Source organism: Klebsiella sp. HMSC09D12 (assembly GCF_001808475.1).
In the GTDB taxonomy this organism is placed as follows: domain Bacteria; phylum Pseudomonadota; class Gammaproteobacteria; order Enterobacterales; family Enterobacteriaceae; genus Klebsiella; species Klebsiella oxytoca.
Window position 1 is genome coordinate 18,599 of the sequence record NZ_KV793476.1, and the last position, 14,687, is coordinate 33,285.

The window sequence follows — 14,687 nt, forward strand, 5'->3', positions numbered from 1 at the left end:
TCAGCGATGGCGCAGTTCACGATGCTCGGACAAGTGCTCTCTGACCGCGCTGCGCTGCTCGCTGTTTAAACCTGAGATATGACGGCTCTGCAGGCCGCGTTCCCGCTGCGACTGCCAGTCGGGAGAGCGGATGTCGTTACCGCTGAGGGCATTGACGTGGAGGTCATTTAGCTTCTGCTGGCGTTGTTCGGGCGTTGCGGTCCGCAACTGTTCGCGGCGCTGCTGCTGCCCTGTGGAAGTCTGGATTTGTGTTTTTAGCGCTTCCCGATGTTGCGGTTGTACGGCGCTATGATTAACCGCCTGCGCCTGGTCATAGCCGCGATAGTTATTGCGCTGGGTCAGCAGATGCAGCTGCTGCGATGCGGCCTGACGCTGGGCATCGCGGTAAGGCGCATGTGCGTTCGAGTGACCTGCTGCTGACGCCGGGCCGGTACGCTGCTGCAGCTGAGTCATTGCAGCCTGACGCTGTGCGTTGCGATCGACTGGCTGATGTCGGGTCGCGCTCAGCCCACCGGGAACAGTGGTCTGATGGAATTGCTGCGCAATGTTGTCGTTTGGGTACGGAATATTACCGCGCCAGGTGGGATTATGCTGCCAGCTGGCATGATTCCCCGGCAGGTTTTGCCCGGTGATATGGTTGAAATTATTCACGTTGATATGGATGCTATCGCCGTTGTGCGAGTAGCCGTCGTGATGATCATCATCGTGATGGTGATGATCGTCATCATGATGATGGTCATTGTCATCCCAGTCGATATTGCTGAATAAGGCGTAGGTGGTGGCGACGCCGAGGCTAAAACCAAAACCTTTTACAAAGCTATTGGTGAACTGCTCGCCGGGAGGCGGCGGCAGGTAGACCGGTGGATAGGCCGCGTCAGGCCAGGCGCCATAAACCACCGAGGGATTATAGGCCGGCACATACACGACATTCGGATCGGTGGATTCGATCTTAATAATCACTGGCGCCGGGGCGGAGGAGGTGACGGCACTGCTACTGCGGGAAGCGGTGGTCGTTGACGTTGACGTTGACGTTGCCGGAGCCGCGGAGCTGGTGGCGGTAATGATTTTCTGCTGCGGCGTGGATTTTAACGTTCCGGTTTGCCGGGCAATGGCGCGTAAGCGCTGCACCGAGTCCATTACGTCCTGAGGTTGGGCAAGAAATGCGTTCCCCAGGTTTTCCACCCATGGCGGGTTTTCCCCCATTAACGCCAGCAGAGCGGGGAAGGCGACCAGCGATTTTACGCTGGGATCCCAGGGCTGATTTGCCACCGCCTGTACCGCCGAATCGCCTTTCATCGTCGGATGATCCTGCGACCACTGCACCGCCTGCACGACGTTGCCCGGATAAGTCGAAGCCATTAGCACCTGTGACAGTAGATTGTCGGGATAGAGCGCAATCGGCGCGACCCACTGATCTATCTGCGCGGGAGTTAAGGCGGTAGTCACCGGCTGAGCGGCGGCGGTTGCCTGAGCCGTCTGCGTAACGGCAGGGGGCTCGGCAGCGGTTTGCGGTTCCCGGCTTTTTACATACAGCGTACCCGCGGCGGCGAGTAGCCCGGCGCTGCAAAGCAGGGCGAGCACGTGGGGTTTGAAAGGCAGCGTCATGAGTACTCCCGACACAAAAGTTGGCCCGTTTCGACTGGCTATTGTCGAACGACGGAGAAGTGCCTGAGTATTAAGGAGGGCGCATTTGCGTTTTTGATTTTTGTTGGGATTGTGGTCAGTTATGTGTAACAGAATTAATTTTATCTTCCGCTAAACTGACATAAAACCTGCAATATTCTGCCCTTAACGATTCAGCTAATTTTTAATGTTGCTTTTTTGTAAACAGATTAACACCCCGCCAAAATCCTGCTATGCTGCCGACGCGGTATCGGGCATTTACCCTACAAACTGCTGTCTCACAGGAGCGTGAAGAGAATCGCCTACCGCATTTTACAATGAGAGCGAGGAGAACCGTCGTGCTAGAAGAATACCGTAAGCACGTAGCTGAGCGTGCCGCCGAGGGGATTGTTGCCAAACCCTTAGATGCAACCCAAATGGCCGCGCTGGTAGAACTGCTGAAAAACCCGCCTGCGGGTGAAGAAGAATTCCTGTTAGACCTGTTAATTAACCGCGTACCGCCAGGCGTCGACGAAGCCGCCTATGTTAAAGCCGGATTCCTTGCCGCGATCGCTAAAGGCGAAGCGACCTCCCCACTGGTTACCCCTGAAAAAGCTATCGAACTGCTGGGCACCATGCAGGGCGGTTACAATATTCATCCCCTGATTGACGCGCTCGACGACGCAAAGCTGGCGCCGATTGCCGCCAAAGCGCTGTCCCACACCCTGCTGATGTTTGATAATTTCTACGACGTAGAAGAGAAAGCCAAAGCGGGCAACGCATATGCCAAACAGGTGATGCAATCCTGGGCAGACGCTGAGTGGTTCCTGAGCCGTCCTCAGCTGGCCGATAAAATCACCGTGACCGTTTTTAAAGTGACCGGTGAAACCAATACTGATGACCTGTCTCCGGCTCCTGATGCCTGGTCCCGTCCGGATATCCCGCTGCACGCGCTGGCGATGCTGAAAAACGCCCGTGAAGGTATCGACCCGGATCAGCCTGGCGTCGTTGGCCCGATTAAGCAAATTGAAGCCCTGCAGCAAAAAGGCTTCCCGCTGGCCTACGTTGGTGATGTCGTCGGTACCGGCTCATCGCGTAAATCCGCCACCAACTCGGTGCTGTGGTTTATGGGCGACGATATTCCGAACGTGCCGAACAAACGTGGCGGCGGTCTGGTTCTCGGCGGCAAAATTGCGCCTATCTTCTTCAACACCATGGAAGATGCTGGCGCGCTGCCGATTGAAGTTGACGTAAACCGCCTGAATATGGGCGACGTCATCGACGTTTATCCGTTCAAAGGCGAAGTGCGTAACCACGAAACCGGCGAGCTGCTGGCGAACTTCGAACTGAAAACCGACGTGCTGATCGACGAAGTCCGCGCCGGTGGCCGTATTCCGCTGATTATCGGTCGCGGCCTGACCACCAAAGCGCGTGAAGCGCTGGGTCTGCCGCACAGCGATGTTTTCCGTCAGGCGAAAGATGTAGCGGAAAGCAGCCGCGGATACTCGCTGGCGCAGAAAATGGTTGGCCGCGCCTGCGGCGTTGCCGGCGTCCGTCCGGGCGCTTATTGCGAACCGAAGATGACCTCCGTAGGCTCTCAGGACACCACTGGGCCAATGACCCGTGATGAGCTGAAAGACCTGGCCTGTCTGGGCTTCTCTGCCGACCTGGTGATGCAGTCCTTCTGCCACACCGCTGCGTATCCGAAGCCGGTTGACGTGACAACGCACCATACGCTGCCGGACTTCATTATGAACCGCGGCGGCGTATCGCTGCGTCCGGGCGATGGCGTTATCCACTCCTGGCTGAACCGTATGCTGCTGCCGGATACCGTGGGCACCGGCGGTGACTCGCATACCCGTTTCCCGATTGGTATCTCTTTCCCTGCGGGCTCCGGTCTGGTGGCGTTTGCCGCAGCAACCGGCGTTATGCCGCTGGATATGCCGGAATCAGTACTGGTTCGCTTTAAAGGCAAAATGCAGCCGGGTATCACTCTGCGCGATCTGGTGCATGCGATCCCGCTGTACGCAATCAAACAAGGTCTGCTGACCGTTGAGAAGAAAGGGAAGAAAAACATCTTCTCTGGCCGCATTCTGGAAATTGAAGGTCTGCCGGATCTGAAGGTCGAGCAGGCGTTTGAGCTGACCGATGCCTCCGCCGAGCGTTCTGCTGCCGGCTGTACCATCAAGCTGAACAAAGAGCCGATTGTTGAATATCTGACCTCCAATATCGTCCTGCTGAAGTGGATGATCGCCGAAGGTTACGGCGATCGTCGTACGCTGGAGCGTCGCGTTCAGGGCATGGAAAAATGGCTGGCCGATCCGCAGCTGCTGGAAGGCGATGCGGATGCAGAATATGCGGCGGTGATCGAGATCGATCTGGCCGATATCAAAGAGCCTATCCTCTGCGCGCCGAACGATCCGGACGATGCGCGTCTGCTGTCCGACGTGCAGGGTGAGAAGATCGATGAAGTCTTTATCGGTTCCTGCATGACCAACATTGGCCACTTCCGCGCGGCCGGTAAGCTGCTGGACAGCCACAAAGGCCAACTGCCGACTCGCCTGTGGGTGGCGCCGCCAACCCGTATGGATGCTGCGCAGCTGACTGAAGAAGGCTACTACAGCGTGTTCGGTAAGAGCGGTGCGCGTATTGAAATTCCTGGCTGCTCCCTGTGTATGGGTAACCAGGCGCGCGTTGCCGACGGTGCGACGGTGGTTTCAACCTCAACCCGTAACTTCCCGAACCGTTTAGGTACCGGCGCTAACGTCTTCCTGGCTTCTGCGGAGCTGGCGGCCGTTGCGGCGCTGATTGGTAAGCTACCGACACCGGAAGAGTATCAGACCTACGTTGCTCAGGTGGATAAAACCGCGGCGGATACCTACCGCTACCTGAACTTCGATCAGCTGGGTCAGTATACTGAGAAGGCTGATGGGGTGATTTTCCAGACCGCGGTATAACGCAATAAGTCAGCGTTGTACATAATCCCTTCAATGCCCGGTGAACATTGCATCACCGGGCATTTTTATTTCCAATCCCTCCGTCAGCGACGCTTTTTTTCTCTCTGACTGCTGCGATAATGACGTTATGGGTACAGTGCAGCGGTGACGCACTGCCCTTGCAGAGGAAAAGACTATGGATTACGAATTTCTGCGCGATATTACCGGAGTGGTAAAGGTGCGAATGTCGATGGACCATGAGGCGCTCGGCCACTGGTTCAACGAGGAGGTTAAAGGCAACCTTGCCCTGCTGGATGAAGTAGAGCAGGCTGCGCGTACCATTAAAGGCAGCGAACGTTCCTGGCAACGTGCCGGCCATGAATACACGCTATGGCTGGATGGCGAAGAAGTGATGATCCGCGCTAATCAGCTGGATTTTTCCGGCGATGAGATAGAAGAGGGGATGAGCTACTATGACGAAGAAAGCCTCTCGCTCTGCGGCGTTGAAGATTTTTTGCAGGTCGTTGCTGCCTACCGGGAGTTTATGCAGCAGCGCTAAGTCTGGCGGAGCCTCCGTGCTCCGCCGGGCGTTACACCGCCGGAATATTTCTTGCGTAGTAAATTTCGCGCATCTCTTTCCAGAGCCGATCGGTGATGACCCTGCGCTCTTCTTCCGTTAAATCTTCCGGCCTGGTGTGAAACATGTAGTGCTTAAGGTCGAACTCCTTCAGCAACATCTTGGTATGGAAAATATTTTCCTGATAAACGTTCACGTCCACCATGTCATACAAAGATTTAATATCCTCGGACATGAAGTTTTGAATGGAGTTGATTTCATGATCGATGAAGTGCTTCATACCGTTCACATCACGGGTGAAGCCGCGAACGCGGTAATCGATGGTGACGATATCGGATTCAAGCTGGTGAATCAGATAGTTCAGGGCTTTCAGCGGCGAAATGACTCCGCAGGTTGAGACTTCAATATCGGCGCGGAAGGTGCACAGCCCGCCTTCAGGATGGCTTTCCGGGTAAGTGTGAACGCAAATATGGCTTTTATCGAGATGCGCCACGACGGTTTCCGGTAGCGGGCCCGGGTGTTCCGTCTGATCGATGAGCTGCGGGTCGATCGGCTCTTCGCTGACCAGAATAGTCACGCTGGCGCCCTGAGGTTCATAATCCTGACGGGCAATGTTAAGAATATTGGCGCCGATAATCGAACAGGTCTCCGACAAAATTTCCGTCAGGCGGTTGGCGTTATAGAGTTCATCAATATAGGCGATGTAGCCATCGCGCTCCTCTGCCGTTTTTGCGTAGCAGATATCATAAATGCAAAAACTCAGGCTTTTGGTCAGATTGTTAAAGCCGTGCAGCTTCAATTTTTTCAATTTAGATCACCCCCTTACTTAACGGTGGATAGCGCATCCAGTAAATATTGCGGTAAAGCAAATGCCGCCGCGTGAATTGCCGGGTTGTAATAGCGACACTTCAGGTTTGACTTGTGAAAACGGGCCTGGATGATTTCACTGGAAAGATGGCGCAGGGCTTCATTGTCCGTGGCCCACGCGAAGGTCATGATGCCGCCGTAATAGGTTGGGATCGCCGCCTGATAGAAGCTTACATCACCAAAGTAATGGCTGAGCTTACGATGGCTATCGACGGCTTCATCCTGCTGCAGGAAACTAACGCCGTTCTGAGCAACGAAGATTCCTCCTGGATTGAGGCAGCGTTTGCAGCCTTCGTAAAAGGCGGAAGTGAACAGGCTCTCGCCGGGACCGATAGGATCGGTGCAGTCGGAGATAATGACGTCAAACGTTTGCGCGGTTTGATTAACAAAATTGACGCCATCGTCAATAACCAGCGTAAAGCGCGGGTCATCGTACGCGCCAGCATTATGATTAGGGAGATACTGGCGGCAGAATGAAACTACGCCCGCGTCAATTTCAACCATGGTGATGGTTTCGATGTTGCGATGACGGGAGACTTCGCGCAGCATTGCGCCATCGCCGCCGCCGATGATTAATACATGTTTCGCCTGGCCGTGGGCCATCAAAGGAACATGGGTCATCATTTCATGATAGATAAACTCATCACGTTCGGTGGTTTGTACTACGCCATCCAGCGCCATCACGCGGCCAAAGGCAGCGTTTTCGAATATGATTAAATCCTGATGATCGGTTTTCTCATGATACAGTACGTTATCAACGCTGAAATACTGACCAAAATGGTCGTGCAGCGTTTCATGCCACAGATTGCTATCGGCCACGGGCAGATCCTCCTTTGTTAACACCTGTTACACCCATTAAAAATGAGCGCAACATCATAGCCAACTATAGAAGATGATGCACGGTGGATATTTCAGCAAATGAAGCGTGGGGCATAACCTTTCAAGAAAAGGGAAACACGCCTCCCTGTCAGGAGGCGTGAGGATCAGGGGTTTTTAGCCTGGGGTTGTGCCGCCGTGGCGTCTACGATTCTGACTGAATACACCATGGTCGCTCCGGGCGGGATTTTGGGTGGCCGGCCTTCGCTACCATAGGCGAGTTCAGGAGGGATAACCACCGTAATAGAACCGTGGTTCCCCAGGCGCTTTATTGGCCCGAGGAAGACAGGAGGATAGGATTTTAGGGTCTGAGACCAGACTTTGCCTTCCGCTTCCATGTCGTTAATAACGGTTCCATCGATTAGCGTCTCCTTGATGGTTACGGTGACGGTATCGCTGTCGAGGATCTTACCTTCGCCGGCATAGTCGATACGGCTGTATACCCCATCTTTAAATACCACACCTTTTTGTTTCGCGAATTTTTGTTGGTATTTTTTCCCTTCGTTAACCATCTGCTGTTCTATCTTATGCAGATGCTGAAAGACCTTTTTCGACACATCGAACAGAGCCTTATTGCGCGCTTTCTCGTCGAGGGCGATTTTCCCTGAAAAGGAATCCAGAATGCCCTGCAGAACGGTATCTTTACTGATTTTTATGCCCTGTGAACTGCGGGTGGACAACACTTTTAGCGCCTCCTCGCCCATCGATACGCCGACAGAGTAAGCCTGCTGCTGAGGCTCTCTGGTAAGATCGATAGCCGCCGGGTTTTTACCTGATTTCGTCTCGGCATCAGCAAGCCGGGCCTTTAGCTGGCTTATCTCATCAGCGCTGGCCTGCAGCAGGGCGTTGTTTTCATCTGCCTGCGGGCTGACCGCATTTTCCTGAGGCGCTGACTGCTGCCTGCTGATGGTGAAGGAGTCCAGTTTTGCCGTGAGCGCCCGGTTTTCTACCCCCGTGGCCGCCAGTTTTACCGCCAAATCCTGCTTTTCCGCTACTGCGGCAGCAAGTTTCGCCGCCAGCGCTTGCCGGCCGGTTTCTCCCGCATCCAGTTTTGTTTTGAGTTCCCGCTGTGCGGTTTCTGCGGCGACGAGCTTTGCAGCGAGCGCTTGCTTGTCTGATGCAGCGGCAGCAAGCTTAGAGGCGATATCTTGCTGTTGTTTTTCCTCAGCCGCGAGCTTCTTTAACAGCGTTTGCTTTTCAGCGGCGGCTTCCGTTAGCAGTGATTCAAGCTTTTGTTTCGCTGATTCCGCAGAAGCTAGCTTTTTTTCCTGTAGCAGAATTTTATTTTCCGTGGCATTGAGCTGCCCCAGTTTCTGTTTCATTTCAGCGGCGGCGGAGAGCTCTTTGTCTATTAAGCGTTGTTTTTCTGCTACGGCAACCGTTAATGCTTTCTCAAGCTGGCGAATTTTATCCGTCAGATCTTTTTGATTGTCCTGTACGGCATAAACCGTAGCTGGCTTTGCTGAAAGCTGTTGTCGAAGTTGCCGGATGATTTTATCTTTTTGAGCAATTATTGCAGCCTGGCGTGAAAGTTCAGTGATTTTCTGTTCGTTTTTTTTATTCGTTGTTTGCGTAATAGCGTTTTTTTCTTCAACGGACTTCGCAGGCGCGCGATCTTTCTGAGCCTGCTGCTCTTTAGCGTAATTTAAGAATGCCGGCCCTGACGCGTCACTATTCGAATTTGCCGTAACATGTATCAGCGCCTCTTTTTCCGCGCGAGCGTCGGGTGATGGCGACAGCGCCAGCACAAGCGCTGCTGCCAGCGATATCGAATTGAAGTTAATAGCTATTTTTCCGTTCATGGCTGAACATTTTCACCGCGTTTAACCAGACTATCGATCAGTTCCTTTTCAATATCCGCGCATAGCTTGATTGATTTGAACTGGTACATGGAGTCGATACCCTGTTTAGTTGGCTCTGCAACTTTGCTGCGCACAGAATTATATTGAGATGCGGCGTTGAGCAGGGCGGTGAAATCATTCCCTAATTTAGCTGCCTGCTTTGGATTCACCTCTTTCAGTGACTCCAGCGCTTTACGGCAAGTCTCAATGCGCGCTTGCTCCTCGGCAATTCTCTGCTGTTCAGTTTGCTGTTGATTTAATGTCGCGTCAGGTAAAGGTTTCATTAATCTGGCGGATTGTCGGGATTGTGTTGATTGACAACCTACTAATAAAATGACGGCCAGAGGTGCTATGCGGGTAAATAAGGATATGTTCAAGGTTTCATTCCATTGATAAAAAGGGTCGTTATCGGGCGATAATAATGTGCAAAAAAGGAGATTGCAATAATATGGCTGCTGTTTTTTTTATGGTTTATTAGTATTAATTTTATTAATTAGTTAAACACTTAATGAATTATCGGTGAGGTTTTTGAATTGAGATATGAATTAGTCGTCGCTGTAAAGTGAATTGCTATTACTAATAACGCAATAGCCGTATTTAAACGGCTATTAAACTTGTTAAATCAGAAGCGTGATTATTTCACGTAGGCGAGCAGGCTTAGCGAGTCGCGAGCCAGCGCTTTACATTTTTTGGTGGTAGGAATTTTGATTCCGCTGAGATCCCGATAGCTATCCTCGCCCAGGGCTTTCATATTGAAGCTGTCGTAGTTGCTTAAATCCCACTGGTTCTGCTGAGCAAAGAACACCAGAGCGCGACGAATCTGCGTGTTAGGCAGATTTTGATAACCGCAATCGTTCTTCAGAAAGACGAATACCGCCGTCAAATCAGCCATATCTTCCGCTTCGGACTCGCTTAATGCATAGCTATTGGCGGAGAGAGTAAGCAGGCTGCCAAGCACTATTGTTCTGAAAAGCGTCTTCATTTTTTCTACCATTGAATCACTGACAAACAAAGTTAGCATACTTCTTTACACTACGCTGAGCTTTATTCTTACTCTTCCGCTTGACCTTCCCGTTGGTGGAGGGTTTAAGCTCATTTATTCACCTGCAGAATAAAAGGATGTGAAAAATGCAACGTCGTGAATTTCTTAAATTAACCGCTGCGGTCAGCGTAGCCAGCGCATTGCCGCTCTGGAGCCGCGCGGTTTTGGCTGCCGGTCGTCCCTCTTTGCCCGTGCCGGAACTGCTGATGGCTGACGCGCGCAATCGCATCTCCTTAATCATTCAGGCCGGAAAAACGCAGTTCGGCTCTCACCTGGCGACGACCTGGGGCTACAACGGTAGCCTGCTGGGGCCGGCCCTGCAGCTTAAGCAAGGCGAGGCGGCAACCATCGATATTCATAATCGTCTGGCGGAGGAGACTACCGTGCACTGGCACGGTCTGGAGGTTTCCGGCGTCGTTGACGGTGGCCCTCAGGGGGTGATTCCCGCAGGAGGTTCCCGTACCGTGACGTTTACGCCAACGCAGCGGGCGGCGACCTGTTGGTTCCACCCTCATCAACACGGTAAAACCGGCAGACAGGTGGCGATGGGGCTGGCCGGTCTGGTGCTCATTTCTGATGCAGAAAGTGAAAAGCTGCTCTTGCCAAAGCAGTGGGGAATCGATGATGTGCCGGTGATCGTGCAGGATAAGAAATTCACCCCGGAAGGCCAGATTGACTACCAGCTCGATATCATGAGCGCCGCCGTTGGCTGGTTTGGCGATACGCTGCTGACCAACGGCGCGCTTTATCCGGAGCATGCCGCTCCTCGCGGCTGGCTGCGTTTGCGTCTGCTTAACGGCTGCAACGCGCGTTCTTTAAATTTCTCTACCAGCGATAAGCGGCCCATGTACGTCGTGGCAAGCGATGGCGGTCTGCTTGCTGAGCCGGTAAAAGTTAACGAGCTGCCGGTGCTGATGGGGGAACGGTTTGAAGTGCTGGTGGATACGACGGACGGTAAACCCTTTGATCTGATAACGCTGCCGGTGAGTCAGATGGGTATGGCTATTACGCCATTCGATAAACCGCAGCCAGTATTACGCGTTCAGCCGCTGACGATTCCGGCTTCCGGTAAGCTGCCGGATGTCCTTGCCGCCATGCCAGCGCTACCTTCCTTACAAGGGCTAACCCAGCGTACGCTGCAGCTCTCTATGGATCCGATGCTTGATATGATGGGCATGCAGGCGCTGATGCAAAAATACGGCGATCAGGCGATGTCCGGAATGGACCACGGCGCGATGATGAACCATGGCGAGATGGGGAATATGAACACTATGAACCACGGCGACATGGAACATATGAATCATGGCGGCATGACGCAGATGAAGCACGGTAATAAGGATTTTGATTTCCATAACGCTAACCGCATCAACGGGAAAGCATTTGATATGAATGTCCCCATATTTGCGGCGGCGAAAGGGCAGTATGAGCGGTGGGTGATTTCCGGTAAGGGCGACATGATGCTGCATCCGTTTCATATCCACGGTACCCAGTTCCGTATTTTATCTGAAAACGGCAAGGCGCCTGCAGCGCATCGCAGCGGCTGGAAAGACACCGTTCGGGTGGAAGGCGCAGTGAGTGAAGTACTGGTGAAATTTGACCATGATGCCCCGAAGGAGTTTGCCTATATGGCGCACTGCCATCTGCTGGAACATGAAGATACGGGAATGATGTTGGCCTTTACGACTGCCTGAGGACGTTTCCTGCTCGTTCGCCCTGCGCGGCGGGCGGGCACTTTTCTTAAAGTCCTTACCGAGGGTGTTGATTTATAAAATCACGCATATACTGTCGCGATTGCTTAATAATCAACGAGGTTGAAATGGATATTTACCGCAAAGTGATTGCCGCATCGCTGGCGCTATTTGTTACGCTTTCCGCACATGCCGGGATGACGATGGAACGTAAGGACATACCCGATTTAAAGCTTAGTGTTGAAATCCCCGAGGGGCTGACGCCAATGTCTGAAGAGATGGCAAAGCTCAAATACCCTTCCGAAAACCGTCCACAGGTCATTTATGGCGATGAGAAAGGCAAAGCATCGCTGGGGGTTACCGCAGGGCGCAATCCGTTACCAGCGGAGAAGCTCGATGCATTTAAAGAGATGATGCTTAAGATGCTGGAGAGTTTAAAACCGCAGGCCGAGGCCGTTACCGTTGATGGTCATAAGGGGTGGTTACTCACCTTCTATTCGCAGGCTGCGGATATTGAAATTCTCAATATGATGTTAATCACATCGCAGGATAATAAGGCGGTGCAGATGACGTTTAATATGACCAAAGATTTAGTTGAACAGTATCAGGAAGCGGCAAAAGCCTCTTTGCTTTCCCTGCAGTTCGCGAAGTAACTCTGGTCTCGACTGAAAAAAACGCCCGTAAAGGGCGTTTTTTTATTTCCTGTCTCTAAGACAAGGGAAGGGCCTCAGAAGGCAAAGCGGAATTACTTCGCGTCGTCCGGCAGAGCGTAAGCGACGATATAGTCGCCCATCTTCGTGCCAAACGAACCGTGACCGCCCGCAGAGATGACAACGTACTGCTTGCCATTCACTTCATAGGTCATCGGCGTCGCCTGGCCGCCCGCCGGCAGACGGGCCTGCCATAATTTTTCACCGTTGCTCATATTGTACGCGCGCAGGTAGTTATCTGCGGTCGCGCCGATAAACAGCACATTGCCTGCCGTAGAAATAGGGCCGCCCAGCATCGGCATACCCATGGTGAACGGAAGTTTAATCGGCATCGGGAACGGCAGGCTATCCTGCGGGGTACCGATACGTTTTTTCCACACCACTTCGTTGGTTTTTAAATCCAGCGCGGAGATATAGCCCCAGGCCGGCTGTTTGCAAGGCAGACCAAACGGTGACAGGAACGGGTTTAGCGTAACGCCGTAGGGAACGCCGTACTGTGGCTGAATACCTGCTTCAGTACCGGAACCTTTGGCGTCTTTCGGCTGCTCCATCGGGTTGCCGGGGCCGCGCGGGATCAGTTTTGACACAAACGGCAGCGCCATTGGGTTAGCAATCGCCACCTGGCGGTTCGGATCGACGGAGATACCGCCCCATTCGAACATCCCCAGATTACCCGGGAACACCAGAGTTCCTTGTTCTGACGGCGGGGTGAAGATGCCTTCATAGCGCAGCTGATGGAAGATAACCCGGCACACCAGCTGGTCAAACATGGTGGCGCCCCACATATCCGCGCCGCTCAGGTCTTTTTTCGGGCGGAAGCTCAGATCGGAGAACGGCTGAGTTTTTGAGACGTAGTCACCTTTCGCCGCCCCTTGCGGAACCGGTTTTTCCGGTGCCGGGACAACCAGCTCACCGTTACGGCGATCGAGGACAAAAATATTACCGGTTTTTGCCGGAGCGTAAATTACCGGTACGGTTTTACCGTTGACGTCGATGTCCGCCAGCGTCGGCTGCGACGGCATATCCATATCCCACAGATCGTGGTGCACGGTCTGGTAGCTCCACGCCAGTTTACCGGTGGTGGCGTTTAGCGCCACGATGGAGCTGGCATAGCGTTCCTGTTCTGGCGTACGGTTGCCGCCCCAGATATCCGGGGTGGTCACGCCCATAGGCAGGTAGACCAAATCCAGCTTCGCATCATAGGCGGCTGGCGCCCAGGAGTTAGGTGAATTCAGTGTGAAATGATGTTCATCACTCGGAATCGCGTTGGGATCTTTCGCACCCGGATCAAAGGCCCACAGCAGCTTACCGGTATTCACATCAAAGCCGCGGATAACGCCAGAAGGCTCGCGGGTCGAGAAGTTATCGGTCACGGCGCCGGCGATAACGATCGTTTTATCAGTAATAATCGGCGGTGAAGTCGGTTCATACATACCCGGCGTAGTGACAGGCATGTTGGTTTGCAGATTGAGAATGCCTTTATTAGCAAAGGATTCACACAGCTTACCGGTTTCGGCATTGATGGCGAACAGGCGGCCATCGTTGACCGGTAGAATAATACGGCGCGGGCAGTCGGCAACCACATCTGCCGGCGCATTGTCCGCTCTGGCTTCATGATATGAAACGCCGCGGCAGGTCACGTGCTGGAAAGAGGGATCGGCGTTGAGCTGCGGATCGAAATGCCATTTTTCTTTACCGGTGGCCGCATTAAGCGCGAACAGGCGCTGGTGGGCAGTACACAGATAGAGCGTGTCGCCCACTTTAATCGGCGTAACTTCGTTGGTAATTTCGCCCGGATCGTTAGGCTGCTTGAGATCGCCCGTACGGAAGACCCAGGCTTCTTTCAGATTCTTCACGTTATCGGCGTTGATCTGCTTCAGCGGCGAGTAACGCTGTCCTTCCTGATTACGGCCATACGCTGACCAGTCGCCATCGGCAACGTCGGAAATAGGCGCTGCTGGCGTTGCATCCGCTCTCAGCGTACCGTTGACTTCCTGCGGGTCGTTGAAGCCGGCCCAGGTGAGAATGCCGCCGCTAATCAGCAGGGCGACGACCAGCCCGGCAACGGCGCCAGCGGAAGGAGTCGGCAGGCGACGCCAGACAAAAGGAAGAATCAGCCAGATGCCGAAGAAGACCAGAATGTCGCTGCGTGGGGTCAGCGCCCAGAAGTCAAAGCCAACCTCCCAGACGCCCCAAATCATCGTGGCAAGCAGCAGCGCGGCGTAGAGCCAAAGCGCAGAGCGCTTACCGCGGAACAGGAGGACGGTGACGCCCAGCATCACCAGACCTGCGATAGGGTAGTACCAGGAGCCGCCGAGGGCGACCAGCCAGGCTCCGCCCGCTAAAAGATAGAGGCCACAGAACGCTGCAAAAAGAGCCGTCAGCGTCACGAGTAGCCGTGATTGTTGAGATTTTGTTTCTGCCATAGAAAGACACTCGTTTGATTGTTAATTTTTTACCTGCAATTAATTATAGGATTTAACAAGTGTGATCGGAATCACAAAATGGGCTTTATTAATCACTGCATCGCATATTTCTTTTTGCTGGT

11 protein-coding genes are annotated in these 14,687 nt (G+C 53.4%); 4 read left to right on the forward strand and 7 right to left on the reverse strand.

The features are described from left to right. Entirely contained in the window at positions 1 to 1,605 is a 1,605-nt protein-coding gene (locus HMPREF3178_RS13700) for a DUF3300 domain-containing protein (protein ID WP_017144977.1), read from the reverse strand. 356 nt (positions 1,606 to 1,961) lie between these two features. On the opposite strand from HMPREF3178_RS13700, the gene acnB reads away from it, so the two are divergent. Both acnB and yacL read left to right on the forward strand, forming a co-directional pair. Next, positions 1,962 to 4,559 (forward strand): bifunctional aconitate hydratase 2/2-methylisocitrate dehydratase, encoded by a 2,598-nt coding sequence (gene acnB, locus HMPREF3178_RS13705; protein ID WP_004108065.1) that lies wholly within the window; start codon positions 1,962 to 1,964, stop codon positions 4,557 to 4,559. 175 nt (positions 4,560 to 4,734) lie between these two features. Continuing rightward, positions 4,735 to 5,097 carry a protein YacL gene (yacL, locus tag HMPREF3178_RS13710; RefSeq protein WP_004108063.1) on the forward strand — a complete coding sequence of 121 codons (363 nt, stop codon included), beginning with the start codon at positions 4,735 to 4,737 and terminating at the stop codon, positions 5,095 to 5,097. Between the two features lie 31 nt (positions 5,098 to 5,128). On the opposite strand, the gene speD is transcribed toward yacL, so the two are convergent. The 5 genes from speD to HMPREF3178_RS13735 form a co-directional block, all read right to left on the reverse strand. Next, positions 5,129 to 5,923, reverse strand: coding sequence for an adenosylmethionine decarboxylase (gene speD / locus HMPREF3178_RS13715; protein ID WP_004108061.1), 795 nt, complete (start codon positions 5,921 to 5,923; stop codon positions 5,129 to 5,131). Between the two features lie 14 nt (positions 5,924 to 5,937). Then, entirely contained in the window at positions 5,938 to 6,801 is an 864-nt protein-coding gene (gene speE, locus HMPREF3178_RS13720; RefSeq protein ID WP_004108060.1) for a polyamine aminopropyltransferase, read from the reverse strand. Positions 6,802 to 6,965: 164 nt separating this feature from the next. After that, on the reverse strand, positions 6,966 to 8,660 hold the full coding sequence (locus HMPREF3178_RS13725; RefSeq protein ID WP_017144976.1) for an FKBP-type peptidyl-prolyl cis-trans isomerase N-terminal domain-containing protein: 1,695 nt from the start codon (positions 8,658 to 8,660) through the stop codon (positions 6,966 to 6,968). Then, positions 8,657 to 9,076 carry a hypothetical protein gene (locus tag HMPREF3178_RS13730; protein WP_024273732.1) on the reverse strand — a complete coding sequence of 140 codons (420 nt, stop codon included), beginning with the start codon at positions 9,074 to 9,076 and terminating at the stop codon, positions 8,657 to 8,659. The genes HMPREF3178_RS13725 and HMPREF3178_RS13730 overlap by 4 nt, the downstream gene beginning before the upstream one ends. Positions 9,077 to 9,333: 257 nt before the next feature. Further along, on the reverse strand, positions 9,334 to 9,681 hold the full coding sequence (locus HMPREF3178_RS13735; RefSeq protein WP_004872121.1) for a YacC family pilotin-like protein: 348 nt from the start codon (positions 9,679 to 9,681) through the stop codon (positions 9,334 to 9,336). 146 nt (positions 9,682 to 9,827) lie between these two features. Here HMPREF3178_RS13735 and cueO point away from each other — a divergent pair, with 146 nt between their 5' ends. Both cueO and HMPREF3178_RS13745 read left to right on the forward strand, forming a co-directional pair. Next, positions 9,828 to 11,432, forward strand: a complete 1,605-nt coding sequence (gene cueO / locus HMPREF3178_RS13740) for a multicopper oxidase CueO (RefSeq protein WP_017144975.1) — start codon at positions 9,828 to 9,830, stop codon at positions 11,430 to 11,432. Positions 11,433 to 11,557: 125 nt separating this feature from the next. Beyond that, the gene (locus tag HMPREF3178_RS13745) at positions 11,558 to 12,082 is read left to right on the forward strand and encodes a DcrB/PsbP domain-containing protein (RefSeq protein ID WP_017144974.1); all 525 of its coding nucleotides are present in this window, start codon (positions 11,558 to 11,560) and stop codon (positions 12,080 to 12,082) included. Between the two features lie 92 nt (positions 12,083 to 12,174). On the opposite strand, the gene HMPREF3178_RS13750 is transcribed toward HMPREF3178_RS13745, so the two are convergent. Next, positions 12,175 to 14,565, reverse strand: a complete 2,391-nt coding sequence (locus HMPREF3178_RS13750) for a glucose/quinate/shikimate family membrane-bound PQQ-dependent dehydrogenase (RefSeq protein WP_017144973.1) — start codon at positions 14,563 to 14,565, stop codon at positions 12,175 to 12,177. Positions 14,566 to 14,687 lie beyond the last annotated feature (122 nt).

Coding starts and splice junctions, on each gene's coding strand:
- HMPREF3178_RS13700 (WP_017144977.1), bottom strand. CDS start 1,605: ATGACGCTGCCTTTCAAACCCCACGTGCTCGCCCTGCTTTGCAGCGCC.
- HMPREF3178_RS13745 (WP_017144974.1), top strand. CDS start 11,558: ATGGATATTTACCGCAAAGTGATTGCCGCATCGCTGGCGCTATTTGTT.
- yacL (WP_004108063.1), top strand. CDS start 4,735: ATGGATTACGAATTTCTGCGCGATATTACCGGAGTGGTAAAGGTGCGA.
- HMPREF3178_RS13725 (WP_017144976.1), bottom strand. CDS start 8,660: ATGAACGGAAAAATAGCTATTAACTTCAATTCGATATCGCTGGCAGCA.
- HMPREF3178_RS13735 (WP_004872121.1), bottom strand. CDS start 9,681: ATGAAGACGCTTTTCAGAACAATAGTGCTTGGCAGCCTGCTTACTCTC.
- cueO (WP_017144975.1), top strand. CDS start 9,828: ATGCAACGTCGTGAATTTCTTAAATTAACCGCTGCGGTCAGCGTAGCC.
- HMPREF3178_RS13750 (WP_017144973.1), bottom strand. CDS start 14,565: ATGGCAGAAACAAAATCTCAACAATCACGGCTACTCGTGACGCTGACG.